The sequence below is a fragment of the Azospirillum sp. UFLA03-27 genome, from assembly GCF_059803775.1.
The window spans coordinates 1-19,722 of record NZ_JAUQTX010000118.1 but is presented as its reverse complement, the minus strand read 5'-3'; the positions used below and the strand labels follow the sequence as shown (position 1 = coordinate 19,722).

Sequence of the window (19,722 nt, the reverse complement as noted above, 5' to 3'; positions counted from 1 at the left end):
AGATCGCCGCCTCCAAGGCGCCGAAGTTCTCCGCCGGCAAGGCCCTCAAGGACGCCGTCAACGGCAAGGCCGAGTAAGCCTTCCGCAAGGAAGATCCTTGTATCGGATGAAGGGGCGGCGGCAACGCCGCCCCTTTCGTCTTTCCAAATTTCCTGGTGACGACATGAGCAGCAACAACGTCTACCGCTGGATCAAGGTCGAGGGACGGTGGGAGCCGGCGCAACAATTGGGCGATGGCTCCTACATGCCGATCGGCGACATCGTGCCGTTGACCGCCCGCAGCGTGAAGGTCGGTCCGGTGATCGAGCCGCCGCCCCGCAACGCCGCCCCCAAGGACGACGACTGAACCCGGGCTCTACCCGAAGGGCCGGGCGTGTTCGAGCATGGCGCGGACGGCGCCGATCGCCGCCTGGAAGCTGAAGGGCTTGTGCAGGACGCGCAGCCGGTCCGATTCCGGGTGCCGGAGGGCGCCGCTGTCGGCGGTCATGACGATCACCGGCAGGACGGGCCGCCGCGCCCGCGTCCGGCGAATCAGTTCATTGCCATCCATCACCGGCATGCGCAGGTCGGTCATCAGCAACGACGCCGGGCTGCTTTCCAGGGCGGTGATGGCTTCCAATCCGTTGTGGGTCAGCGTGACGCGCAGCCCCTGGCCTTCCAGCGTGTCGGCAAGGGCCAGGGCTTCAAGGCGTTCATCCTCGGCGACGAGGATGTGGGGAACGGACTCCATGGTTCGGCCTGACAGTGCAACGCAAAGGGAGTAAGGGGTACGTTGCGGCCGGTCGAATGGATTTCCCTTGATTGCGGAGGGTGATCAGGGTGCTTGGTTTCAGGCGCACTCGGCGAGGTCGGCCAGGGCCTCGGCGTCCAGCAGCTCGACCCGGCCTCCGTCCAGGATGCGGATCAGGCGCGAGGTCTTCAGCTTGGTGAAACCGCGGGACACGGTCTCCGTGGTCAGGCCGAGATGGTCGGCGATGTCGCAGCGGCTCATCGGCAGGGCGATGGCCCGGCCCGCACCGGCCCGGCGGCTCAGCGCCAGCAGGAAACTGGCCAGCTTCTCCAGCGCCGACTTGCGGCCCAGCAGCAGCATCTGGTCCTGCGCCGCCACCAGCTCGGAGGTGGTGACCGACAGCAGCCGGCGGGCCAGGGCGGGCTGGGAGTCCAGCAGGGCGTCGAGCTGGCAGCGCGGGATGCGCTGGACGGTAGAGGCGGTGATCGCCTCGGCGGAGTAGAGATAGCGGTCGGCGAAGGCCAGACCGACCATGTCGCCGGCCTGGAGGAAGCCGATGATCTGGCGGCGCCCGTCCGGCAGCAGCTTGTAGAGGCGGATCATGCCGTCGACCACCCGGAAGACGGCGTCGGCGGTCTCGCCCTCGGCAAAGATCGACTGCTCGCGGTCGAACACCCGGAACTGGGCGATGGCGGCCAGCGGGTCGGCGTCGTTGGCGGCGAAGCCAGTGGCGGGGCGGGAGGGGGCGACACGCGGCATCGCCATCACGGCGGCCTGATGGCCGTGCGGAACGCGCGTCGGCTGGGCGGCGATGGCGGTGTGAGCGTGCATGTCGGGCCCCTCGGCGTTCGTGGAAGCGGCCCGTCCCCGTGGGGCAACCGCTCGATGAGCCGAAGTTATGCGCTGCGGGGTACCCTGTGCAGTTCGGTCTTGTACCTAAGGGGCTTTGCGTACGTAAGACTACCTAGGGGCCATTGCTGACGCGTGGGGGCGGAGGGGAGCGAGGACGCTCACCCTCCGTGGACCAGCCGTTCGAACAGATCCTCCGATCCCATCTGGCCGCCCTTGAGCATTAGCTCGACGCCGTCGGTGGGCGGGTGCGCGCTGTGGGTCAGGCTGACCGTCACGCCGGGGCTGGGCGCCGTCCGGTAGGACAGGCCCCACAGGCCCAGCGCCTTCACCGCCTTGCTGGAAGTGTCGCCCCCGGCGATGCCCATACGGCGCAGCGGCACCGCGCGGGCGACCGAAGCCACGAACTCCGCGGTGGCGTCGGCGATGGCGGAGGACTGGGCGGTGTCGGGCGTCTCGCCCTCCGCCGGGGCGGTCCACACCAGCACGTTGCGTCCCTGGCCCAGCAGGCCGGCGATCTCGCTCCGCAGCCGCTCGCGGTAGGCGGCGTCGCGGCACAGGGCGCCCGCATCCGCCGGCATCCGGTGGAAGGAGTTCGCCGCGGCGATCTGCCGGCGCGTGACCGGCGACAGGCTGCCGGCCAGCACGAAGACCGGCCCCTCCGCCGGGGCAAGGGGAGCGTCGCCGACCCCGTTGTCGCGCTCCCACTGGGTGGCCAGCGCCTGGACCACGCCGCTCGGCCCGACCGCCAGCAGGGGGGCGCGTTGCGCGCGCTCCCAGACCAGCCGCCCGACGGGCGCCAGATCCGCCGGCTGGGCGATGTCCAGCAGGACGGCGGGTGCGCCACCCGCCACCATCCGGTCGAGTTTTTCGTCCAGCGCTCCGGCGTCCAGCCCGTAATCCGGGTAGTGCAGGGCGCCCATCCCCTCCAGCCCCTGCGCGCCGAGGTGGAGGCGCAGGTCGGCCTCCGTCATCGGGGTCACCGGGTGGGCCTTCATGGTGGGGTGGCGGTCGATGCGGTGGACGGTCCCACCGGTGCCCGCCGCGGCGAACAGCGTGCTGAACAGGCAGTAGCGCCCGATGTTCGGCTGGCCGCCCACCACCGGCAGGAAGCGGTTGGGGAAGAAGGGCCGCAGGGCCGCCACCGCCGCCCCGATGCTGCCGACCTGCGGCGCGCTGTCGAAAGTCGAGCAGCACTTGTAGTGCATCACCGGCACGCCGAGCCCGGCGAAGAAGCGCCCCACCGGCTCCAGCTCCGCCCGCAGGGCTTCCGGATCCATGGTGCGCGACGCCCCGGCGATCCCCAGCGCGTCCAGCGGGCCGAGCCCGGCCAGCCGCTCCGCGTCGGGGATCTCCAGCAGCAGCAGCGCCCGTTGCCCGGCCTTCGCCAGCGTTGCCAGCGTATCGGTGGCCCCGGTGAAGTCGTCCCCGTACCAGCCCAGCCGGGGCGGCGGGTGCGCCGCCGTCACTTGCTCGCCCCGAAGAACTCCAGGGCGCGTTTCAGCTCCGGCCGAGTCGCGGCGGCGTCCGGCAGGGTGACGCCCTCGCGCACCGCCTCCCAGGCCTGACGGATGCTCGTCACGCCGGCGGCGGGGCCGTCCGGATGGGCCATGATGCCGCCGCCGGACATGAACAGCAGGTCGTCCGTCCCCACCGCGTCCCAGGTGACGGGAACGGTCCCCGCCCACTGGCCGGAGGAGAAGGCCGGCATCACCGCGTCGTCGCAGCCCTCGGCCAGCGGGGCGAGGCAGGACTTGGCGCCCTCGATGACCTCCGCGTCGGGCTGGGCGAACTTGCCCTGAAGGCCGTGGACGTGCATGTGGTCGACCCCGGCCAGCCGCCACAGCGTCTGGTAGGCGTCGAAGCCGATGCCCAGGCTGGGGTGGCGCGACAGGGCGCCGAAGCCGTTGCGGTGCCCGTGCAGCACCAGCCCGCTGTGCCGGCGCAGCGTCTGCACGGCGGAGAAGCCACACCAGTTCAGGCTGACCATCACGCAGCTTCCGCCCTCACGCTCCACCAGATCGGCGTGGCGGCGCATGGCGTCCGTCTCGTCGCTGATGTTGAAGGCGACCATGACGTGCTTGCCGGTGCGGTCCTGATGGCGGCGCACCCGGTCCATCACCGCCGGCACGCGCTGGGCCAGCGGGGCGTGGACCGGATCGGCGCAGATCTCGTCGTCCTTGATGAAGTCCAGCCCAGCGGCGCAGAGCGTGCCGACCAGTTCGCCGGTTTCCTCCGCCGACAGGCCGAGGTTCGGCTTGATGATGGAGCCGACCAGCGCCCCGCGCTCCACCCCGGTCAGCCGCCGCGTGCCGGCCACGCCGTGCCGCGGCGTGTCGAAGCCCTTGCGGTACGCGGCGGGCAGACGCACGGAGTCCAGCCGCAGGCCGGTGACCTCGCCGAGGTCGAACAGGTTGCCGGCCACCGTGGCGGCCAGCGTCGGCAGGTTGGCGCCGACGTTGCCGGTGGGGAAGCTGATGGTGACGCGGGCGCGCCGCCACGGTCCGGGCCGCTTCTGCCGCTCCAGCCATGTGTTCGGCAGGCTGGGGGAGGCGGCGGGTTCCAACTCCTCCACCCGCTCCACCACGGCGCGGGCGCGGGCGCGCAGGTCGTCCGTCTCGCCGTGGACGCGGGTGAAGGTGCCGCAGGACTGCTCCCCGGCCATCACCTCCGCCACCTTGGCGGGGTCCAGCGGGGTTTCGATCAGATAGGTCGCCTCGAAGCGGTCGGAGCGCATGGCGATGCTCACAGGCGGCTGAGGTCGGGGAAGGGCCGGACCGGATCGCGGCCGTCCCAGTCGAGGGAGGCGTTGCGGATCAGGTCGAACATCTTGCCCTTCGGCCCGGCGACCTCCGACAGTTCGATCACCGTGCCGGGGTGGTACTCGGTGTCGAAATAGACGAAGCGCCCCTTCTCGCCGACCTCGCCGCTCATCACCGGCTTGAAGCCCTGGCCGGTCAGCCGCTCAAGGTCGGCGTCGTAATTCTCGGTCCAGTAGGCGACGTGCTGGAGACCGGTGCGCCCGGCCTTCAGGAAGTCGCGGTACATCGACGGCGCGTCGTTGCGGGTCTGGATCAGCTCCATCTGGAGCGGGCCGGAGTTGGCGAGCGCCACCGAGTTGTGAACCTCGTACCGCTCCCCGCGGTAGGTGTAGTTCCTGATCGGAACCCGCTCGTTGTAGAACCACGGGCCGATGCCCAGGGTGCGGCTCCAGTAGTCCATGGCGGCTTCGATGTCGTCGACGACGTAGCCAGCCTGCCGGATCTGGCCGAAGAATCGGCTCATGAAGGAACTCCTGATTTTATCGTTATGGGGGACCGGCGGGGCTTCAGTAGGGAAGGAAGCCGGTGGAAATCCACGGAATGGCGGCGACCACGATCAGGCCCACGAGAAGGGCGGCGACGTAGCCCCAGATGTGCTTCAGACCTTCGTCCGGGCTGACCTTGCTGATGGCGCAGGCGCCGTAGTAGCCGACGCCGAAGGGCGGGGCGAACAGGCCGATGCCCATGGCGAAGATCACGACCATCGCGTAATGCACCTCGTGCACCCCGGCGTCGCGGGCGATGGGGAACAGCAGCGGGCCGAACAGGACGATGGCGGGGATGCCCTCCAGAACGCTGCCCAGGATGATGAAGGCGACGATGGAGATGGCGAGGAAGCCGTAGCCGCCGCCGGGGATGTCGGCCATCCACAGGGCCAGCGCGCGGGAGAAGCCGGACTGCGTCAGGCCCCAGGCCATGGCGGTGGCGCAGCCGACGATGAAGATGATCGCCCCGGTCAGCGACGCCGTCTCGATCAGCATCGGCTTCAGCCGCGCCCAGTCGAACTGGCGGTAGACCAGCAGGCCCATGAGGGTGGAATAGGCGATGCCGATGGTCGACACCTCGGTCGCCGTCGCCACCCCTTCCACCACCGCGGCGCGGATGACGAAGGGCAGCAGGATGGCAGGGAGAGCGGCCACGGCCAGTCGGGCGATCTCCGACGCCGGCGGGCGGCGGATGTGGCTCAGATCCTCATGGCGGTAGCGCCACCAGACCACGGCGCAGAGCGCCGCACCCAGGACCACGGCCGGCAGCAGACCGCCCGCGAACAGCGCCGCGATGGACACGCCCGTGACCGAGCCGATGGTGATGAGGACGATGGAGGGCGGGATGGTCTCGGTCTGCGCGCCGGTCGCCGACAGAAGGGCCACGAGGTCGCCCGGAGGGGCGCCGCGCTTCTTCATCTCCGGGAACAGCACCGGCGCGATGGCCGCCATGTCGGCGATCTTCGAGCCGGAAATGCCCGACACCAGATACATCGCCCCGATCAGCACGTAGGACAGGCCGCCGCGCACATGGCCGAGCAGGCTGGCGAGGAACTGGATCATGGCGCGGGCCATGCCCGTCATCTCGATCAGCAGGCCGAGGAAGACGAACAGCGGCACCGCCAGCAGGATCAGGTGCGACATGCCCTCGTCCAGCCGTCCGACCATGACGAGCAGCGGGGTCGAGGTGGTCAGCGCCAGATAGCCGAAGGTGGCCAGCGCGAAGGAGAAGGCGATGGGGACGCCGCCGAACACGCAGGCGGCGACCACGCCGACGAAGAAGATGACGAGGTTGGCCTGCCCCAGCGGCTTCAGCACCGGGCCGGCGAGCCAGAAGGCCACGGTCACCGCCGCGGTCAGCGCGACCGCCGCGAGCGTGATCCGGAGGTTGCGCATCCGCATCAGCCGGATCAGCGCCACCACCGCCATCAGCCCCAGCCCGGTCGGCAGGGCCGCGGCGCGCCAGGCGTTGCTGATCTCCAGCGCCGGGGTGACGATGAACTGCTCCTCCATGGCGTAGTCCAGGGCGGGGTGCAGGATCATCGCCAGGAAGGCGATGGGGGCGGTGATCGCCAGCGTCTCCAGCAGGGCGCGGGGCGTCGGGCCGACGCGGCTGACCAGACCGGTCATCCGCATGTGCTCGCCGCGGCGCAGCGCCACCACGGCGCCCAGCATGGACAGCCACAGGAAGAGGATGGAAGCCAGCTCGTCCGACCACACCAGCGGCGCGTGGAAGACGTAGCGCGCCGTCACCCCGGCCAGCAGGATGGCGATCTCAGCCAGAACGATGAGGGCGGCGACGCCCTCCACCATCGCGGCGAGGCCGCGGTCCAGCCGATCGGTCCAGGAACCGCCGGACGCGGCCCCTGGCATGGCGCCGCCCTCGTCGAGCGCCGTCGCGTGGTGTGACAAAGCCGCACCCTCCCTTCCCGTGTTGTCCACAGCCGTTCTTTAGGCGAGCTTGCCGACGGCGCCTTCCAGCAGCGCCCAGGCCTCGTCGCCGAAGCGGCCCTTCCATTCGCCGTAGAAGCCGCTGTCGCGGAGCTTGGCGCGGAAGCTGTCGGGGGAGGGCTGGTTGAAGGCCAGGCCCTTGGACTGGAGGTCGGCCTGCACCGACTGGTTCAGCGCCTTGATGTCCTCGCGCTGCTGGACGCCGGCGTCGTTGATCGCGGTGGAGACGATCTTCTGCAGGTCGGGCGGCAGACCGCGCCACGCGCGCCCGTTGGCGATGAACCAGAAGCCGTCCCAGATGTGGTTGGACAGGGCGCAGTACTTCTGCACCTCGTACAGCTTGGCGACCTGGATGATCGGCAGCGGGTTCTCCTGCGCGTCGACGATGCGCGTCTGCAGCGAGGAATAGACCTCCGAGAACTGCAGGCTGGCCGGGGCGGCGGACAGCGACTTGAACATGGCGATGCTGAGCGGGCTGACCGGGACGCGGATCTTCAGCCCGTCCATGTCGGCGGCGGTCTGGATCGGCTTGGCCCCGCTGGTCATCTGGCGGAAGCCGTTGTCCCACATCTTCTCGAAGGCGTGCAGACCGACCTTGGAGATGGCACCGCGCACATGCTCGCCCAGCTTGCCGTCCATGGCGGACCAGACCTGCCCGTAGTCGGCGAAGGCGAAGCCCACGGCGTTGATGGCGGCGACCGGAACCAGCGTGGCGATGACCAGCGCCGAGGGCGTGAAGAAGGTGATGCCGCCGCTGCGCACCTGCGACAGCATGTCGGTGTCGCCGCCGAGCTGGTTGTTCGGGAAGATCTGGATGTCGACGCGCCCATTCGTCTCGCGGCGGATGCGCTCCGCCGCCTCGTGCGAGCGGACGTTCAGCGGGTGGGTCAGCGGCAGGTTGTTGCCGTACTTGAAGTCGAACTCGGCGGCGCGGGCGATGCGCGGCGCGCCGATCAGCGTGGCGGTGCCGGCCCCCGCGGCCAACCCGGCAGCCATTCCGATCGCCGGAGTGGCGGCCAACCCCTTGAGCATCTTGCGGCGCGAGAGCGGGTTCATGCTTTCCTCCCAGGAAACGTTGATGTAGTTTGATGTTCGACGGTGATTGTTGGTTGGACGGTATGTGCGCTAATGGCCGGTGTCAAACGCGAATGATGATGTGATTTGATGGGATCGGAGGGTTTTGAGCCGTGATGCAGGATGATGCGGACGCCGTCGCCGCGCCCCCCGAACATTCCCGCGGGCTGCCGCGGATCGCCGACATCGCGCGGCTGTCAGGGGTTTCCACCGCCACCGTGGACCGCGTGCTGAACCACCGGCCCGGCGTGCGCCCGGCGACCGCGCAGCGCGTGATGAAGGCGGCGGCGGAGCTGGATTACATCCCGGAATCGGACCTCGGCGCGGCGCTGGGGCCGAAGCCGATGCGGCTGGCCTTCCTGCTGCCGGACGGGACGAACCGCTATTTGACGCGGCTCGGCCAGTTGATCCGCCAGTCGGAGGCGGCGCTGGCCCCGCTGGGCATCCGCGCGCAGGTGGAGTTCATCAAGAGCTTCAACCCCGACCTGCTGGCGCGCAGCCTGCTCCAGCACTGGCGCAAGGTCGACGGGGTGGCCTTCATGGCGCTGGAGCATCCGGCGGTGCGCGAGGCGGTGAACGAGTTGGCGGCGCGCAACGTGCCGACCGTGACGCTGATCTCCGACGTGCAGAATTGCCGGCGGGCCGCCTATATCGGACTCGACAACCGGGCGGCGGGGCGGACGGCGGGCTACCTGTTCGCGCGCTTCCTCGGCGGGCGGGCGGGAAAGGTCGCGATGATCGCCGGCAGCCTCAGCTACCGCGCGCACGAGGACCGCGAGCTGGGATTCCTCAACGTCCTGACGGAGATGGCCCCGGCCATCGAGGTGGTGGGGCTGCGCGAGGCCCACGACGACGAGGCCAAGAGCTACCGGCAGACGCGGACGCTGCTCAGCCACCACCCCGACCTCGCCGGCATCTACACCATCGGCGGCGGGGCGGAGGGCGTGGCCCGCGCGCTGAAGGAGGCGCGGCGGGAGCGCGAGGTCGTCTTCATCGGCCACGGCTTTACGCCGGAGACGCGCGCGCTGCTGATCGACGGAACGATGGAGGCGGTCATCACCCAGGACCCGCGCAGCGCCCTGATGAGCTGCGCCGCCGTCTTCGCCAACCTGCGCGCGGGCCGGGAGGCGATGCACGGCGTGGAACCGCCGCGCATCGAGGTCATCTTCAGGGAGAACCTGCCCCCCGCGGCTCCGCCGTGACCGGCGCCGGGGTGGGAGCGGGCCGCTTGTCGCGCACCATGACGACCAGCAGGACGGCGCAGAGGATCAGCGCCAGCGCGGCGTAGGTGCGCAGCGGCGGCGTCTCGCCCAGCACGACGATGGCCCCGGTCACGCCGATCACCGGCACGATCAGCGAGCTGACCGAGGCCTGCGCGACGCTCAGCCGCCGCACGATGGCGAACCACAGCAGATAGCCGCCGACCATCGCCACCAGGACATGGAACACCAGCGCGACCAGCACGCGGGGCTCCAGCGCCAGCGTCGGGGCGGGGTCCAGCGCCAGGGCGAAGGGCAGCACCACCGGCAGGGAGATGGCGAACTGCCAGCCGGTGATGGCGTTCGGCCCCATGGTCCAGGCCGTCCGCTTGATCAGGACATTGCCCAGCGCCCAGCTCAGCGCGCCGGTCAGCATGAAGGCGGGGCCGAGCGGCAGGGCGCCCAGCCGAAGCAGATCGGGGCCGAGCAGAACGGCCAAGCCGGTCAGCCCGCAGGCCAGCCCCATCCATTGGCGCGGCCCCGGACGCTCGCCCAGGATCGGGATCGCCAGCAGCGTCGCCCAGGCCGGCATGGTGTAGGCGATGATCGCCGCCCCGGAGGTCGCCATGTTCATCTGCCCGAAGGCGGAGCAGATGTTGAAGCCCGCCATGTTCAGCAGGGCGACGGCGACCAGCGGCCAGCGCTGCCCGTGCGGCACGGCCAGGGATTCCCCGCGCGACCGCGCGTAGGCGAACAGCACCGCCGCTCCCACGGCGAAGCCCAGGCTGCGCAGCGTCCAGGGCTGGATCTGGGTGAGGATGATCTTGACGGCGGGCCAGTTCAGGCCCCAGCAGACGCTGATGAGGCCCACCAGCGACAGATCCAGCGCCCGAGCGCGGCTTATCATGGCATGGGATTCCGGGTGTGGGGTGGTCGTATCTTGAAATCCCCTCTCCCCTCCGGGGAGAGGGTTAGGGTGAGGGGGGTGCGCTTGTGCCGGACGCACCGAAACGCACAACCCCCTCACCGGCCCTCCGGGCCACCCTCTCCCCAGAGGGGAGAGGGTTATTCCCGGTCAGAATGTGATCGCGTCGCCACCCTTCAGGGAGAGCATGGCGCGGGCCTCGTCCGGGGTGGCGACCTCCAGGGCCAGACCCTCGATCAATTTGCGGACCATGGCGACCTGCTCGGCGTTGGAGGTGGCGAGGCGGCCCGGTCCAGCCCACAGATTGTCCTCCAGCCCGACGCGCACGTTGCCTCCCAGCGCCAGCGACTGCGTAGCGATGGGCATCTGGTTGCGCCCGGCGCCCAGCACCGACCACACATACTGGTCGCCGAACAGCCGGTCGGCGGTGCGCTTCATGTGCATCACGTCCTCCGGATGCGCGCCGATGCCGCCCAGGATGCCGAAAACCGACTGTACGAACAGCGGCGGCGTCACCAGCTTGCGGTCGAGGAAATGGGCCAGCGTGTAGAGGTGGGAGATGTCGTAGCACTCGAACTCGAAGCGCGTCCCGTTGCCGGAGCAGGTCTTCAGGATGTGCTCGATGTCCTTGAAGGTGTTCTTGAAGACGAGGTCGCGGCTGTTCTCCAGATAGGTGCGCTCCCAGTCGTGCTGGAACTCGCTGAAGCGGTTCAGCATGGGGAACAGGCCGAAATTCATCGAGCCCATGTTGAGCGACGCGACTTCCGGCTGGAACTGCGCGGCGGGGCGCAGCCGGTCCTCCACCGTCATGGCGGCGCTGCCGCCGGTGGTGATGTTCACCACGGCCTTCGTCGCCTGCTTGATGCGCGGCAGGAAGCGTTGGAACAGCTCCGGGTCCTGGGTGGGGCGGCCGGTCTCCGGGTCGCGGGCGTGCAGGTGGACGATGGCCGCCCCGGCCTCCACCGCGGCGATGGCCTCCGCCGCGATCTGGTCTGGAGTCACCGGAAGGTGCGGCGACATGCTGGGCGTGTGGATGGAACCGGTGACCGCGCAGGTGATGATGACTTTCCGCGCGCTCTTCTTGGGCGTGGTCATGCTGTCCTCCCTTATCCCCCGCGCCCCTTGAGGGGGCGCAGGGATATGTTGTTGTTCGTCAGATCACCGCTTCGATCAGGAAAGGACCCTTGCGGGAAAAGCCGGCCGTCAGCAAGCGGTTGAAGCTCTCCGCGTCGGTGGCCTGTCCGCCTTCCACCCCCATGCCGCGGGCGAGCGCCACCCAGTCGAGGTCCGGGCGGCCCAGCTCCGTGCAGTTGCGGGCGTTCGGCCCCATGTCGCGGAAGCCGAGGTTGCCCAGCTCCCATTGCAGGATGCCGTAGCGGCGGTTGGCGAAGATGATCGTCACCACGTCGGCCTGCTCGCGCGCTTGGCTCCACAGGGCCTGGAGCGTGTACATGCCGCTGCCGTCCGCCTGGAGCGTCACCACCTTGCGGTCAGGGCAGGCGATGGCGGCACCCAGCGCCAGCGGCATGCCGATGCCGATGGCCCCGCCGGTGATGGTCAGCCAGTCGTGCGGGCGCGCCCCGGCGCAGGCCGTGTAGACCATGGGGCTGGAGGAAATCCCCTCGTCCACCACGATGGCGCCCTCCGGCAGCAGGGCCGCCAGGGACTGCCCGACGCTGTCGGCGGTCAGCGCGCCGGTCGCCGGAGCGGGCGGGGCGAGCGGCTGCGCCGGAACCGGCGTGCCGGCGGCGCCCACCGCCTCGACCAGCCAGCGCAGGGCGGCCAGGGCGTCCGCGCTCGGCGGGGCGACATTGTGGATGTGGCAATCCTCCGGCGCCAGACGGCTGGGCTTGTCGGGGTAGCCGAAGAAACCGACTGGCTCCCCCGAACCGATCAGGACGACGTGCTTTGCCCCGGCTAGCGCGGCGATGCCGAGGTCGATGGGGTAGGGGAAGCGCTCCACCGTCACGCGGCCCGCCCCGCGCTGGATGCGGGTGGCGCCGGTGTGGGCGTAGAGTTTGGCGCCGGTCGCGGCGGCGATCCGGCCGGCCAGGGCCAGCCCCTCCGCCCGCGTGGCGCGGCCGTTCAGCAGGACGACCACCCGCTCGCCGCTTCGCAGGGCGTCGGCGGCGGCGCGCAGGGCGTCGGCGTCCGGGGCGGCGGAGGCGGGCGGCTCGACGATGGTCGGCTCCGCCGCCGCCGTGTCGTCCCAGGAGGAGTCCGACGGCAGGATCAGCGTCGACACGCCGCAGGGCGGGGTCAGGGCGGCGCGGATGGCCTCCGCCGTGTCCGCGGCGACCGAGGCGGCGTCCGGCACCGTGCGCACCCAGGCGGACATGGGCTTCGCCAAGCCTTCCACGTCGGAGGTCAGCGGCGCGTCGACGCCGCGGTGCCACGTCGCGTGGTCGCCGACGATGTTGACCATCGGCACGCAGGCGCGCCGGGCGTTGTGCAGGTTGGCGAGGCCATTCGCCAAGCCCGGCCCAAGATGCAGCAGCGTGGCCGCGGGGCGGTCGGTCATGCGGGCGTAGCCGTCCGCCGCCCCCGTTGCCACCCCTTCGAACAGCGTCGGGACGCAGCGCGCGCCGGGCATGCTGTCGAAGGCGGCCAGCGCGTGCAGCTCCGACGTGCCGGGGTTGGCGAAGCAGGTGTCGACGCCGTTCGCCACCAGCGTCCGGACCAGGATTTCCGCGCCGATCATCGTGCCTCCTCCGTGAGCCCGCTCTCGAAGCCATCCAGGAAGCTGGCGAGATTCACCGCCAGCGCGTCGCAATCGTAACCGCCCTCCTGTACAACCACGGTCGGCAGGCCGGCACCGGCGATCTTGCGGCCGAGCGTGGCGAAGCCCGGCGTCGTCACCTTGAAGAAGGCCAGCGGGTCGCCGACGTAGGTGTCGAAGCCCAGCGACAGCACCAGCGCCTCCGGCCCGAAGGCGGCGATGTGGGTCAGCGCCCCGTCCACCGCGTCGAGGAAGGTGGACTCCTCGGTGCCCATGGGCAGGGGGATGTTCAGGTTGCTGCCGAGGCCGCGGCCCTTGCCGCGCTCGTGCGCGTAGCCGGCGAACCACGGGTAGAAGTTGTTGGGATCGCCGTGGATCGACACCACCAGCACGTCGTCGCGCTCGTAGAAGATGGCCTGCGTGCCGTTGCCGTGATGGACGTCCACGTCGAAGACGGCGACGCGCGGCGCGCGGCCCTGCTGGGCCAGCACCGGCAGCATCGCCTGGGCGGCGACGGCGGCGTTGTTGATGTAGCAGAAGCCCCCGGCCATGTCGCGGGACGCGTGGTGCCCCGGCGGGCGGCACAGGGCGTAGGCCGCGCGCTCTTGCCCGCTCGCCACCATCAGCGCCGCGTGGACCGCCGTGTCGGCGCCGCCGCAGACCGCCTCCCAGGTGCCCGCGCCGATCGGGCAGGCGGTGTCCGCCATGTGCCAGCCCGCTTGGCCGACGATGCCCGTGGGATACTCGGCCATGTCGGTGTTGCGGTGGACGTTGGGGACGATGACCTCCGACGCGTCGGGCAGGGCCGACCAGCGGGCGTGGGCGGTTTCCAGGAAGCGCAGGTAATCGGCCGAGTGGACCGCCGCACGCGGGCCGGCGCCGTAGGGCGGCGGCTCCTCCACCGTCACGCCGCGCGCCCGCAGGGAGCCGACGAGCGCCTCCGCCCGTTCCGCCTTTTCCGGCGAGGGCTTCGGCTGGCCGCGCACCAGGAAGGTCGGCGGACGATGGCGCAACTGGGCCTCGGCAAAGACGTAGCGCATGGACAGGCTCCCGGAGTGGATGGATTTCCTCTCCCCAGAGGGGAGAGGGAGAATTGTGCTTTACCCGGCGGTCGCCAGAACCGCGTCGGCCAGCACCGCGCAGCCGGACGCGGCGTGTTCAGGCTTGATGTTCTCCGCCTCGTTGTGGCTGAGGCCGTTCTCGCAGGGGATGAAGATCATCGCCGTCGGCACCTTGCGCGCGACATAGACCGCGTCATGGCCGGCCCCGGACACGATGTCGCGGTGGCTGAGGCCGCGCCGCTCCACCGAGCGGCGGACATGGCCGACCAGCTCCGGCGCGAAGGGCGTGGTCGGGAAGGCCCAGAAGTCGGTCAGTTCCAGCGTCAGGCCACGCTTGTCCGCGATGGCGGCCAGCCGCTCGCGCAGCATGGCGTCCATGCGGGCCAGCGCGTCGGGGTCGGGGTTGCGCAGGTCGATGGTGAACCAGACGCGGCCGGGAATGACGTTGCGGGAGTCAGGATGGACTTGGACGCGCCCGATGGTCGAGCAGGCGTCGCCGCCGACCTCCAGCGCGATGGCCTCCACCGCCTCCATCATAACGGCCGCACCCGCCAGCGCGTCGCGGCGCAGGCGCATCGGCGTCGGCCCGGCGTGGGATTCACGGCCCGTCACCGTTGCCTCGTACCAGCGCTGGCCCTGCGCGCCGGTCACCACGCCGATCTCGACATCCTCGGCCTCCAGCACCGGACCCTGCTCGATGTGCGCCTCGAAATAGGCACCCATGGCGTGGCCGGTGACGGGAACGCTGCCCTTGTAGCCGATGCGCGCCAGCTCGTCGCCCAGGCGGACGCCATCGGTATCGCGGATGTCCAGCACATGGTCGAGCGTGAAGACGCCCATCGCCACGCCGGAGCCCAGCATCGGCGGGGAGAAGCGTGCGCCCTCCTCGTTGGTCCAGACGATCAGGTCGATGGGGGCGTCCGTCTCGATGCCCTGGTCGTTGAAGCTGCGGATGACCTCCAGCCCGGCCAGCACGCCGTAGATGCCGTCGAAGCGGCCGCCGGTCGGCTGGGTGTCCAGATGGCTGCCCATGCAGACGGAGGGACGGTCGGGGCTGTGGCCCGGACGGCGGGCGAAGATGTTGCCCACCTCGTCCACGGTCACGGTGCAGCCGGCTTCCTCACACCAGCGCACGAAGAGGTCGCGGCCCTCCTTGTCGAGGTCGGTCAGCGCCAGCCGGCACAGGCCGCCCTTCGGCGTCGCGCCGATCTTCGCCAAGTCCATCAGGGTCCGCCACAGGCGGTCGCCGTCGATGCGCAGGTCAGACATGGTCCCTATCCCGATCCCAATTCCGAATTATTGTTGAGTGTCGGCGCGAACCGCGGTCAGCAGTCCGGTCACCGTGGGCAGGCTCAGCCCCGCCCTGTTTGCCAATTCCAGCGGCGCGTCCAGCACCGCCTCGATCTCCGCCCGCCGGCCCGCCGCCACGTCGGCGCGCAGCGCCGGCCGGATGCGGCCCGGATGCTGGGCCATGGTCCACACATCCTCGACCTTCGCCGTCGCCGGGTGGCCGAGCGCCGCTGACAGGGCCAGCACGTCCTCCACCACCGCGGCGAAGGTCGGCTGGAGCGCGTCGTCGTGGGCGATCTCCTGCGCCGTCTTGCCGGTGGCGAGGCCGAGCAGGCCGAAGGCGAAGGGTGCCAGCAGCGCCGTCCACACCTCCGCCCGGATGTCCGGCACGGCCAGCGCGTTGAAGCCGCCTGCCCCGAACAGAGCCGCCAGATCCCTGGCGCCCTCGCTCCCCGCCACCGGACCGAGGGCGAGACGCAGCCCGCCGAGATGCCGCAGATAGCCGGGGGTCCGCCGCTCCACCGCCACGCGGGCGACGGCGCCGACGATGCGGTCCGCCGGGATGGCGTCCGACAGCAGCCCCTTGGGATCGACCGACGACAGCGGGCCTCCGAGAGTTCCATCCGCCGTGTACCACCAGGGAATTCCGCCGACCACCGGCACCAGCCGCGTCTTCGGCCCCAGCAGGGGGAGAAGCAGGTCCAGCACGTCGGTCAGCAGGGGGGAGGGCACCGCCAGCACCACCACGTCCTGCGGGCCGAGGGCCAGCGTGTCGTCGGTCACCAGGGGCCGCACCGTCACCGGACGGCCCGAGGGGCCTTCGACGGTCAGCCCGTCGCACCGCAACGTGTCGAGCGTCCGCCGCCGGGCGACCAGCGAGGCCGGCAGCCCGGCGGCGGTCAGCCGCGCGGCGATCAGCCCGCCGACCGCCCCGGCCCCGATGACGGCGACTTTCATCCTCGTGCCGTCAGGCGCTGTTGCGCAGGGCGGCCGAACGCCGCGTCACCGGAATCACGTCCTCCGGGATGGTCCAGCCCTTGCCGGGGATGGCGTCCAGGAGGGTGCGGGTGTAGGCGTGCTGCGGGTTGCCGAACACCTCCTTCGCCGGGCCGATCTCGACGATGCGGCCCTTCTGCATGACCGCGATGGTGTCGCAGATCTGGGCGGCGATGCGCAGGTCGTGGGTGATGAACAGCATCGACAGGTTCAGCCGGTGCCGCAGATCCTCCAGAAGGTCGAGCACCTGGGCCTGCACCGACACGTCGAGCGCCGACACCGGCTCATCCGCGATCAGCAGCTTCGGCTCCAGCGCCAGGGCGCGCGCGATGGAGATGCGCTGGCGCTGCCCGCCGGAGAACTCGTGCGGGAAGCGCTCCGCCGCCGAGGCGTCGAGCCCGACGAGCTTCAACAGTGCCTTCGCCTTGTCGAGCGCCTTGCTGCGGTCCTCGCCGAAGGCCACCGGCCCCTGGGTGATGATGTCGCCCACGGTGTGGCGCGGGTTCAGCGAGGCGTAGGGGTCCTGGAAGACCATCTGCACGTGCCGCCGGTAGGGCCGGAAGGCCGGGCGCGACAGTGACAGAAGATCGACGCCCTCGAACAGGATCTTGCCCGAATCCGGCTTGATCAGCCCGACGATGGAGCGGCCAAGCGTCGATTTGCCGGAGCCGGACTCGCCGACCAGCCCGACCGTCTCGCCCTGGTGGATGGTCAGCGACAGGTCGTCTCCGGCCACCACCTTGCGCCCCGGTGTGAGGAAGCCGCCGCCGAGGTGGAAGGTCTTGCACACCTTCTCCGCCGTCAGCACCGGCTGGCGCGCGCGGGTGAAGTCCTCGCGGTGCTCGATCAGGTGCGGGACGGCGGCAATGAGTTGGCGGGTGTAGGGGTGCTTCGGGCGGTTCAGGACCTCCTCGGCGGTGCCGATCTCGACGATCCGGCCGCGCTGCATCACCGCCACGCGGTGGGCGATCTCCGCCACCACGCCGAAGTCGTGGGTGATGAACATCACGCCCATGCGGCGCTTGGCCTGGATGTCCTGGATCAGTTCCAGGATCTGCTTCTGGGTGGTGACGTCGAGCGCGGTCGTCGGCTCGTCGGCGATCAGGATGTCCGGCTCGACCGCCAGCGCCATGGCGATCATCACGCGCTGGCGCTGGCCGCCCGACAGGCGGAACGGGTAGCTGCGGCGCAGATGCTCCGGCTCCGGCAGGCCGACCGAGGCGAGAAGCTCCACGACGCGGGCCCGGCGGGCGGCGCGGTCGAGCGTGGTGTGGTAGCGCAGAACCTCGTCGATCTGGTCGCCGACCCGCATCAGCGGGTTCAGCGCCGTCATCGGCTCCTGGAAGATCATGGCGATGCGGCCGCCGCGAAGCGCGCGCTGGTCGCGCTCCGGCAGGCTGAACACGTTGGTGCCCTGGTGGCGGATTTCGCCCGACGACACCGTCACCGCCTTGGGCAGCAGGCCCATCACGGCGTGCGCGGTCATCGACTTGCCCGACCCGGACTCGCCGACCACGCAGAGGATTTCCCCAGGCTCCAGTGTGAAGGTCAGATCCTCGACGGCATGCGGGCGGTCGGCGCCGCGCGGCAGGTCGATGGTCAGGTTGCGGACGTCGAGGAGAGGCGTCTCGGTCATCAGGAACGGCCCTTTCGCGCCAGCTTGGGATTCAGCGCGTCGTTCAGCCCCTCACCCACGAGGTTGAGGGCGAGCACGGTCAGAAGGATCGCGATGCCGGGGAAGAAGCTCATCCACCAGGCCTGACGGATCACGGTGCGGGCTGCACCCACCATGTAGCCCCAGCTCATCAGGTTCGGATCGCCGAGCCCGAGGAAGGAGAGGGAGCTTTCCAGCAGGATCGCCGTCGCCACCATCAGCGAGGCCGACACGATGATCGGAGACAGGCTGTTGGGCAGGATCTGGCGCCAGATGATCGTCATGTTCGACTGGCCGGTGGTCACCGCAGCGTGCACGAACTCGCGGCTGCGCAGGCTCATGAACTCGCCGCGCGCCAGCCGCGCCAGCGGCGGCCAGGAGACGATGGCGATGGCCAGCACGATGGAGGTCAGCGAGGGCGTGAAGATCGCCACCAGCACCACGGCCAGCACGAAGTTCGGGATGGTCTGGAACAGCTCGGTGAAGCGCATCACCAGATCGTCGACGCGCCCGCCGTAGAAGCCGGAGACGGCGCCCAGGAACACGCCGATCAGCACGGCGACGGCGGTCGAGGTCAGCCCGATCAGCAGCGACACCCGCGCCCCATGGGCGATGCCCGCCGCGATGTCGCGGCCCAGCGTGTCGGAGCCGAGCAGCGCATCCTCCGACAGCGGCGGCTGGAAGGGCATCGCGGTCATGTCCCACGGGCTGTCCGGGTACAGCACGTCGGCAAAGGCCGCCATCAGGATGATCAGGGTCAGGAAGGCCAGCCCGATCACCGCGCCCTTGTTGCGGGCGAAGGCGTTCCAGAAGCCGGAGCCCTTGCGGGCGGGGGTGATGGCCGCGGCGGTCATGGCGCCACCTCGATGCGCGGATCGACGAGGGAATAGATCAGGTCGGTCAGCAGGTTGAACACCACCACCACCACCGAGGTCAGAAGGAAGATGCCGAGCAGGACCTGATAGTCGCGCTGCAACACGGCCTCGAAGGCGAGGCGCCCGATGCCGGGGAGCGCGAAGACGGTCTCGATCAGGATGGAGCCGCCGATCAGGTGGCCCGCCTGGAACCCCGCCACCGTGATGACGGGCAGGATGGCGTTGCGTAGGATGTGCACCGACACGATGCGCCATTCCGGCAGGCCCTTGGCCCGCGCCGTCTTGACGAAGTCCATGTCGCGCACCTCCAGGATCGAGGCGCGGGTCAACCGGGTGTAGACGGCCATGTAGAAGAGACCGAGCGTGGTCACCGGCAGCACGAGGTGCTTGGCCCGGTCGAGGAAGGCGTCCCAGCCGGTGTAGCCGGCGCCGATGCTCTCCGTGCCGAAGGCGGGCAGCCAGCCGAGATTGACCGAGAAGAGGAGGATCAGCATCAGGCCGATCCAGAAGATCGGCGTCGCGTAGGCGGTCAGGCCGACCACGGTGATGGCGGTGTCCGACCAGGTACCGGCGCGCATCGCCGCCAGCGTGCCCAGCGCGATGCCGCCCAGCAGGGCCAGCACGAAGGCGGTCAGCGTCAGCGACAGGGTGACGGGCAGGCGGTCCATCAGCAGGTCGAAGACGGGGCGCTGCTGGCGGTAGGAATAGCCGAGGTCGGCCTGCACCACCTTGGACATGTAGGTGCCGAGCTGCTCGTACAGGGGGCGGTCGAGGCCGAACTGCTGGCGGAGCTGTTCGACGAACTTGGCATCGGCGGCCCCGGCCTCGCCCGCCATCACCGCGGCGGGATCGCCGGGCGCTGCGTGGACCAGGAAGAAGTTGAACACGGCGATCGCCAGAACGACGAAGACCGCCTTCACCAGCCTCTGTGAGATGAATAGGGCGATGCGGGGCATGTTGTCACTCCCGGGATGCGTGGTGCCCCCTTCCTATCCCTCCCCCGCTTCGCAGGGGAGGGGATTGACCTCCCTCTCCTGCGAAGCGGGGGAGGGACTGTCTCTTATACACATCTCCGAGCCCACGAGACTATAAC

The 19,722-nt window shown here is 70.2% G+C and carries 18 protein-coding genes; 2 read left to right on the top strand and 16 right to left on the bottom strand.

Annotation, left to right across the window (positions count from 1 at the left end):
- Positions 1–163: 163 nt before the first annotated feature.
- A complete protein-coding gene (locus Q4I23_RS18045) occupies positions 164–346 on the top strand; it encodes a hypothetical protein (RefSeq protein ID WP_454016169.1) in 183 nt (60 codons plus the stop codon).
- Positions 347–355: 9 nt separating this feature from the next.
- Here the strand turns inward: Q4I23_RS18045 and Q4I23_RS18040 are convergent, their stop codons facing one another.
- From Q4I23_RS18040 to Q4I23_RS18010, 7 genes are all read right to left on the bottom strand, one after another.
- On the bottom strand, positions 356–730 hold the full coding sequence (locus Q4I23_RS18040) for a response regulator (RefSeq protein WP_454016168.1): 375 nt from the start codon (positions 728–730) through the stop codon (positions 356–358).
- 99 nt (positions 731–829) lie between these two features.
- Positions 830–1,561 (bottom strand): helix-turn-helix domain-containing protein, encoded by a 732-nt coding sequence (locus tag Q4I23_RS18035; RefSeq protein ID WP_454016167.1) that lies wholly within the window; start codon positions 1,559–1,561, stop codon positions 830–832.
- 179 nt (positions 1,562–1,740) lie between these two features.
- The gene (locus Q4I23_RS18030) at positions 1,741–3,048 is read right to left on the bottom strand and encodes a four-carbon acid sugar kinase family protein (protein WP_498527090.1); all 1,308 of its coding nucleotides are present in this window, start codon (positions 3,046–3,048) and stop codon (positions 1,741–1,743) included.
- The gene (locus Q4I23_RS18025; RefSeq protein ID WP_498527089.1) at positions 3,045–4,316 is read right to left on the bottom strand and encodes a ribulose-bisphosphate carboxylase large subunit family protein; all 1,272 of its coding nucleotides are present in this window, start codon (positions 4,314–4,316) and stop codon (positions 3,045–3,047) included. The genes Q4I23_RS18030 and Q4I23_RS18025 overlap by 4 nt, the downstream gene beginning before the upstream one ends.
- Before the next feature lie 8 nt (positions 4,317–4,324).
- A complete protein-coding gene (locus Q4I23_RS18020; RefSeq protein ID WP_109139185.1) occupies positions 4,325–4,864 on the bottom strand; it encodes a VOC family protein in 540 nt (179 codons plus the stop codon).
- Between the two features lie 43 nt (positions 4,865–4,907).
- Complete coding sequence (locus tag Q4I23_RS18015; RefSeq protein ID WP_498527088.1) at positions 4,908–6,797, bottom strand: TRAP transporter large permease; 1,890 nt, start codon at positions 6,795–6,797, stop codon at positions 4,908–4,910.
- A gap of 39 nt (positions 6,798–6,836) precedes the next feature.
- Positions 6,837–7,892: a TRAP transporter substrate-binding protein gene (locus Q4I23_RS18010; RefSeq protein WP_454016163.1), complete on the bottom strand. Its 1,056-nt coding sequence runs from the start codon at positions 7,890–7,892 to the stop codon at positions 6,837–6,839.
- Between the two features lie 134 nt (positions 7,893–8,026).
- Between Q4I23_RS18010 and Q4I23_RS18005 the strand changes: the two genes are divergently transcribed.
- On the top strand, positions 8,027–9,112 hold the full coding sequence (locus tag Q4I23_RS18005) for a LacI family DNA-binding transcriptional regulator (protein WP_498527091.1): 1,086 nt from the start codon (positions 8,027–8,029) through the stop codon (positions 9,110–9,112).
- On the opposite strand, the gene Q4I23_RS18000 is transcribed toward Q4I23_RS18005, so the two are convergent.
- The 9 genes from Q4I23_RS18000 to Q4I23_RS17960 form a co-directional block, all read right to left on the bottom strand.
- Entirely contained in the window at positions 9,078–10,016 is a 939-nt protein-coding gene (locus tag Q4I23_RS18000) for a DMT family transporter (RefSeq protein WP_498527087.1), read from the bottom strand. The two genes, Q4I23_RS18005 and Q4I23_RS18000, sit on opposite strands and share 35 nt — an antisense overlap.
- Positions 10,017–10,184: 168 nt before the next feature.
- Positions 10,185–11,129 (bottom strand): 3,5-dioxohexanoate:acetyl-CoA acetone transferase, encoded by a 945-nt coding sequence (gene kce / locus Q4I23_RS17995; protein ID WP_498527086.1) that lies wholly within the window; start codon positions 11,127–11,129, stop codon positions 10,185–10,187.
- A gap of 58 nt (positions 11,130–11,187) precedes the next feature.
- Positions 11,188–12,735, bottom strand: a complete 1,548-nt coding sequence (locus tag Q4I23_RS17990; RefSeq protein ID WP_498527085.1) for an acetolactate synthase large subunit — start codon at positions 12,733–12,735, stop codon at positions 11,188–11,190.
- Positions 12,732–13,793: a histone deacetylase family protein gene (locus Q4I23_RS17985; protein ID WP_498527084.1), complete on the bottom strand. Its 1,062-nt coding sequence runs from the start codon at positions 13,791–13,793 to the stop codon at positions 12,732–12,734. The genes Q4I23_RS17990 and Q4I23_RS17985 overlap by 4 nt, the downstream gene beginning before the upstream one ends.
- Positions 13,794–13,853: 60 nt before the next feature.
- The gene (locus Q4I23_RS17980) at positions 13,854–15,083 is read right to left on the bottom strand and encodes a Zn-dependent hydrolase (RefSeq protein ID WP_498527083.1); all 1,230 of its coding nucleotides are present in this window, start codon (positions 15,081–15,083) and stop codon (positions 13,854–13,856) included.
- Positions 15,084–15,110: 27 nt separating this feature from the next.
- Positions 15,111–16,061 carry a ketopantoate reductase family protein gene (locus tag Q4I23_RS17975; RefSeq protein WP_498527082.1) on the bottom strand — a complete coding sequence of 317 codons (951 nt, stop codon included), beginning with the start codon at positions 16,059–16,061 and terminating at the stop codon, positions 15,111–15,113.
- Positions 16,062–16,071: 10 nt separating this feature from the next.
- Positions 16,072–17,736 (bottom strand): ABC transporter ATP-binding protein, encoded by a 1,665-nt coding sequence (locus Q4I23_RS17970; RefSeq protein ID WP_498527081.1) that lies wholly within the window; start codon positions 17,734–17,736, stop codon positions 16,072–16,074.
- A complete protein-coding gene (locus tag Q4I23_RS17965) occupies positions 17,736–18,608 on the bottom strand; it encodes an ABC transporter permease (RefSeq protein ID WP_454016155.1) in 873 nt (290 codons plus the stop codon). The genes Q4I23_RS17970 and Q4I23_RS17965 overlap by 1 nt, the downstream gene beginning before the upstream one ends.
- On the bottom strand, positions 18,605–19,585 hold the full coding sequence (locus Q4I23_RS17960; protein WP_454016154.1) for an ABC transporter permease: 981 nt from the start codon (positions 19,583–19,585) through the stop codon (positions 18,605–18,607). The genes Q4I23_RS17965 and Q4I23_RS17960 overlap by 4 nt, the downstream gene beginning before the upstream one ends.
- Between the last annotated feature and the right edge of the window lie 137 nt (positions 19,586–19,722).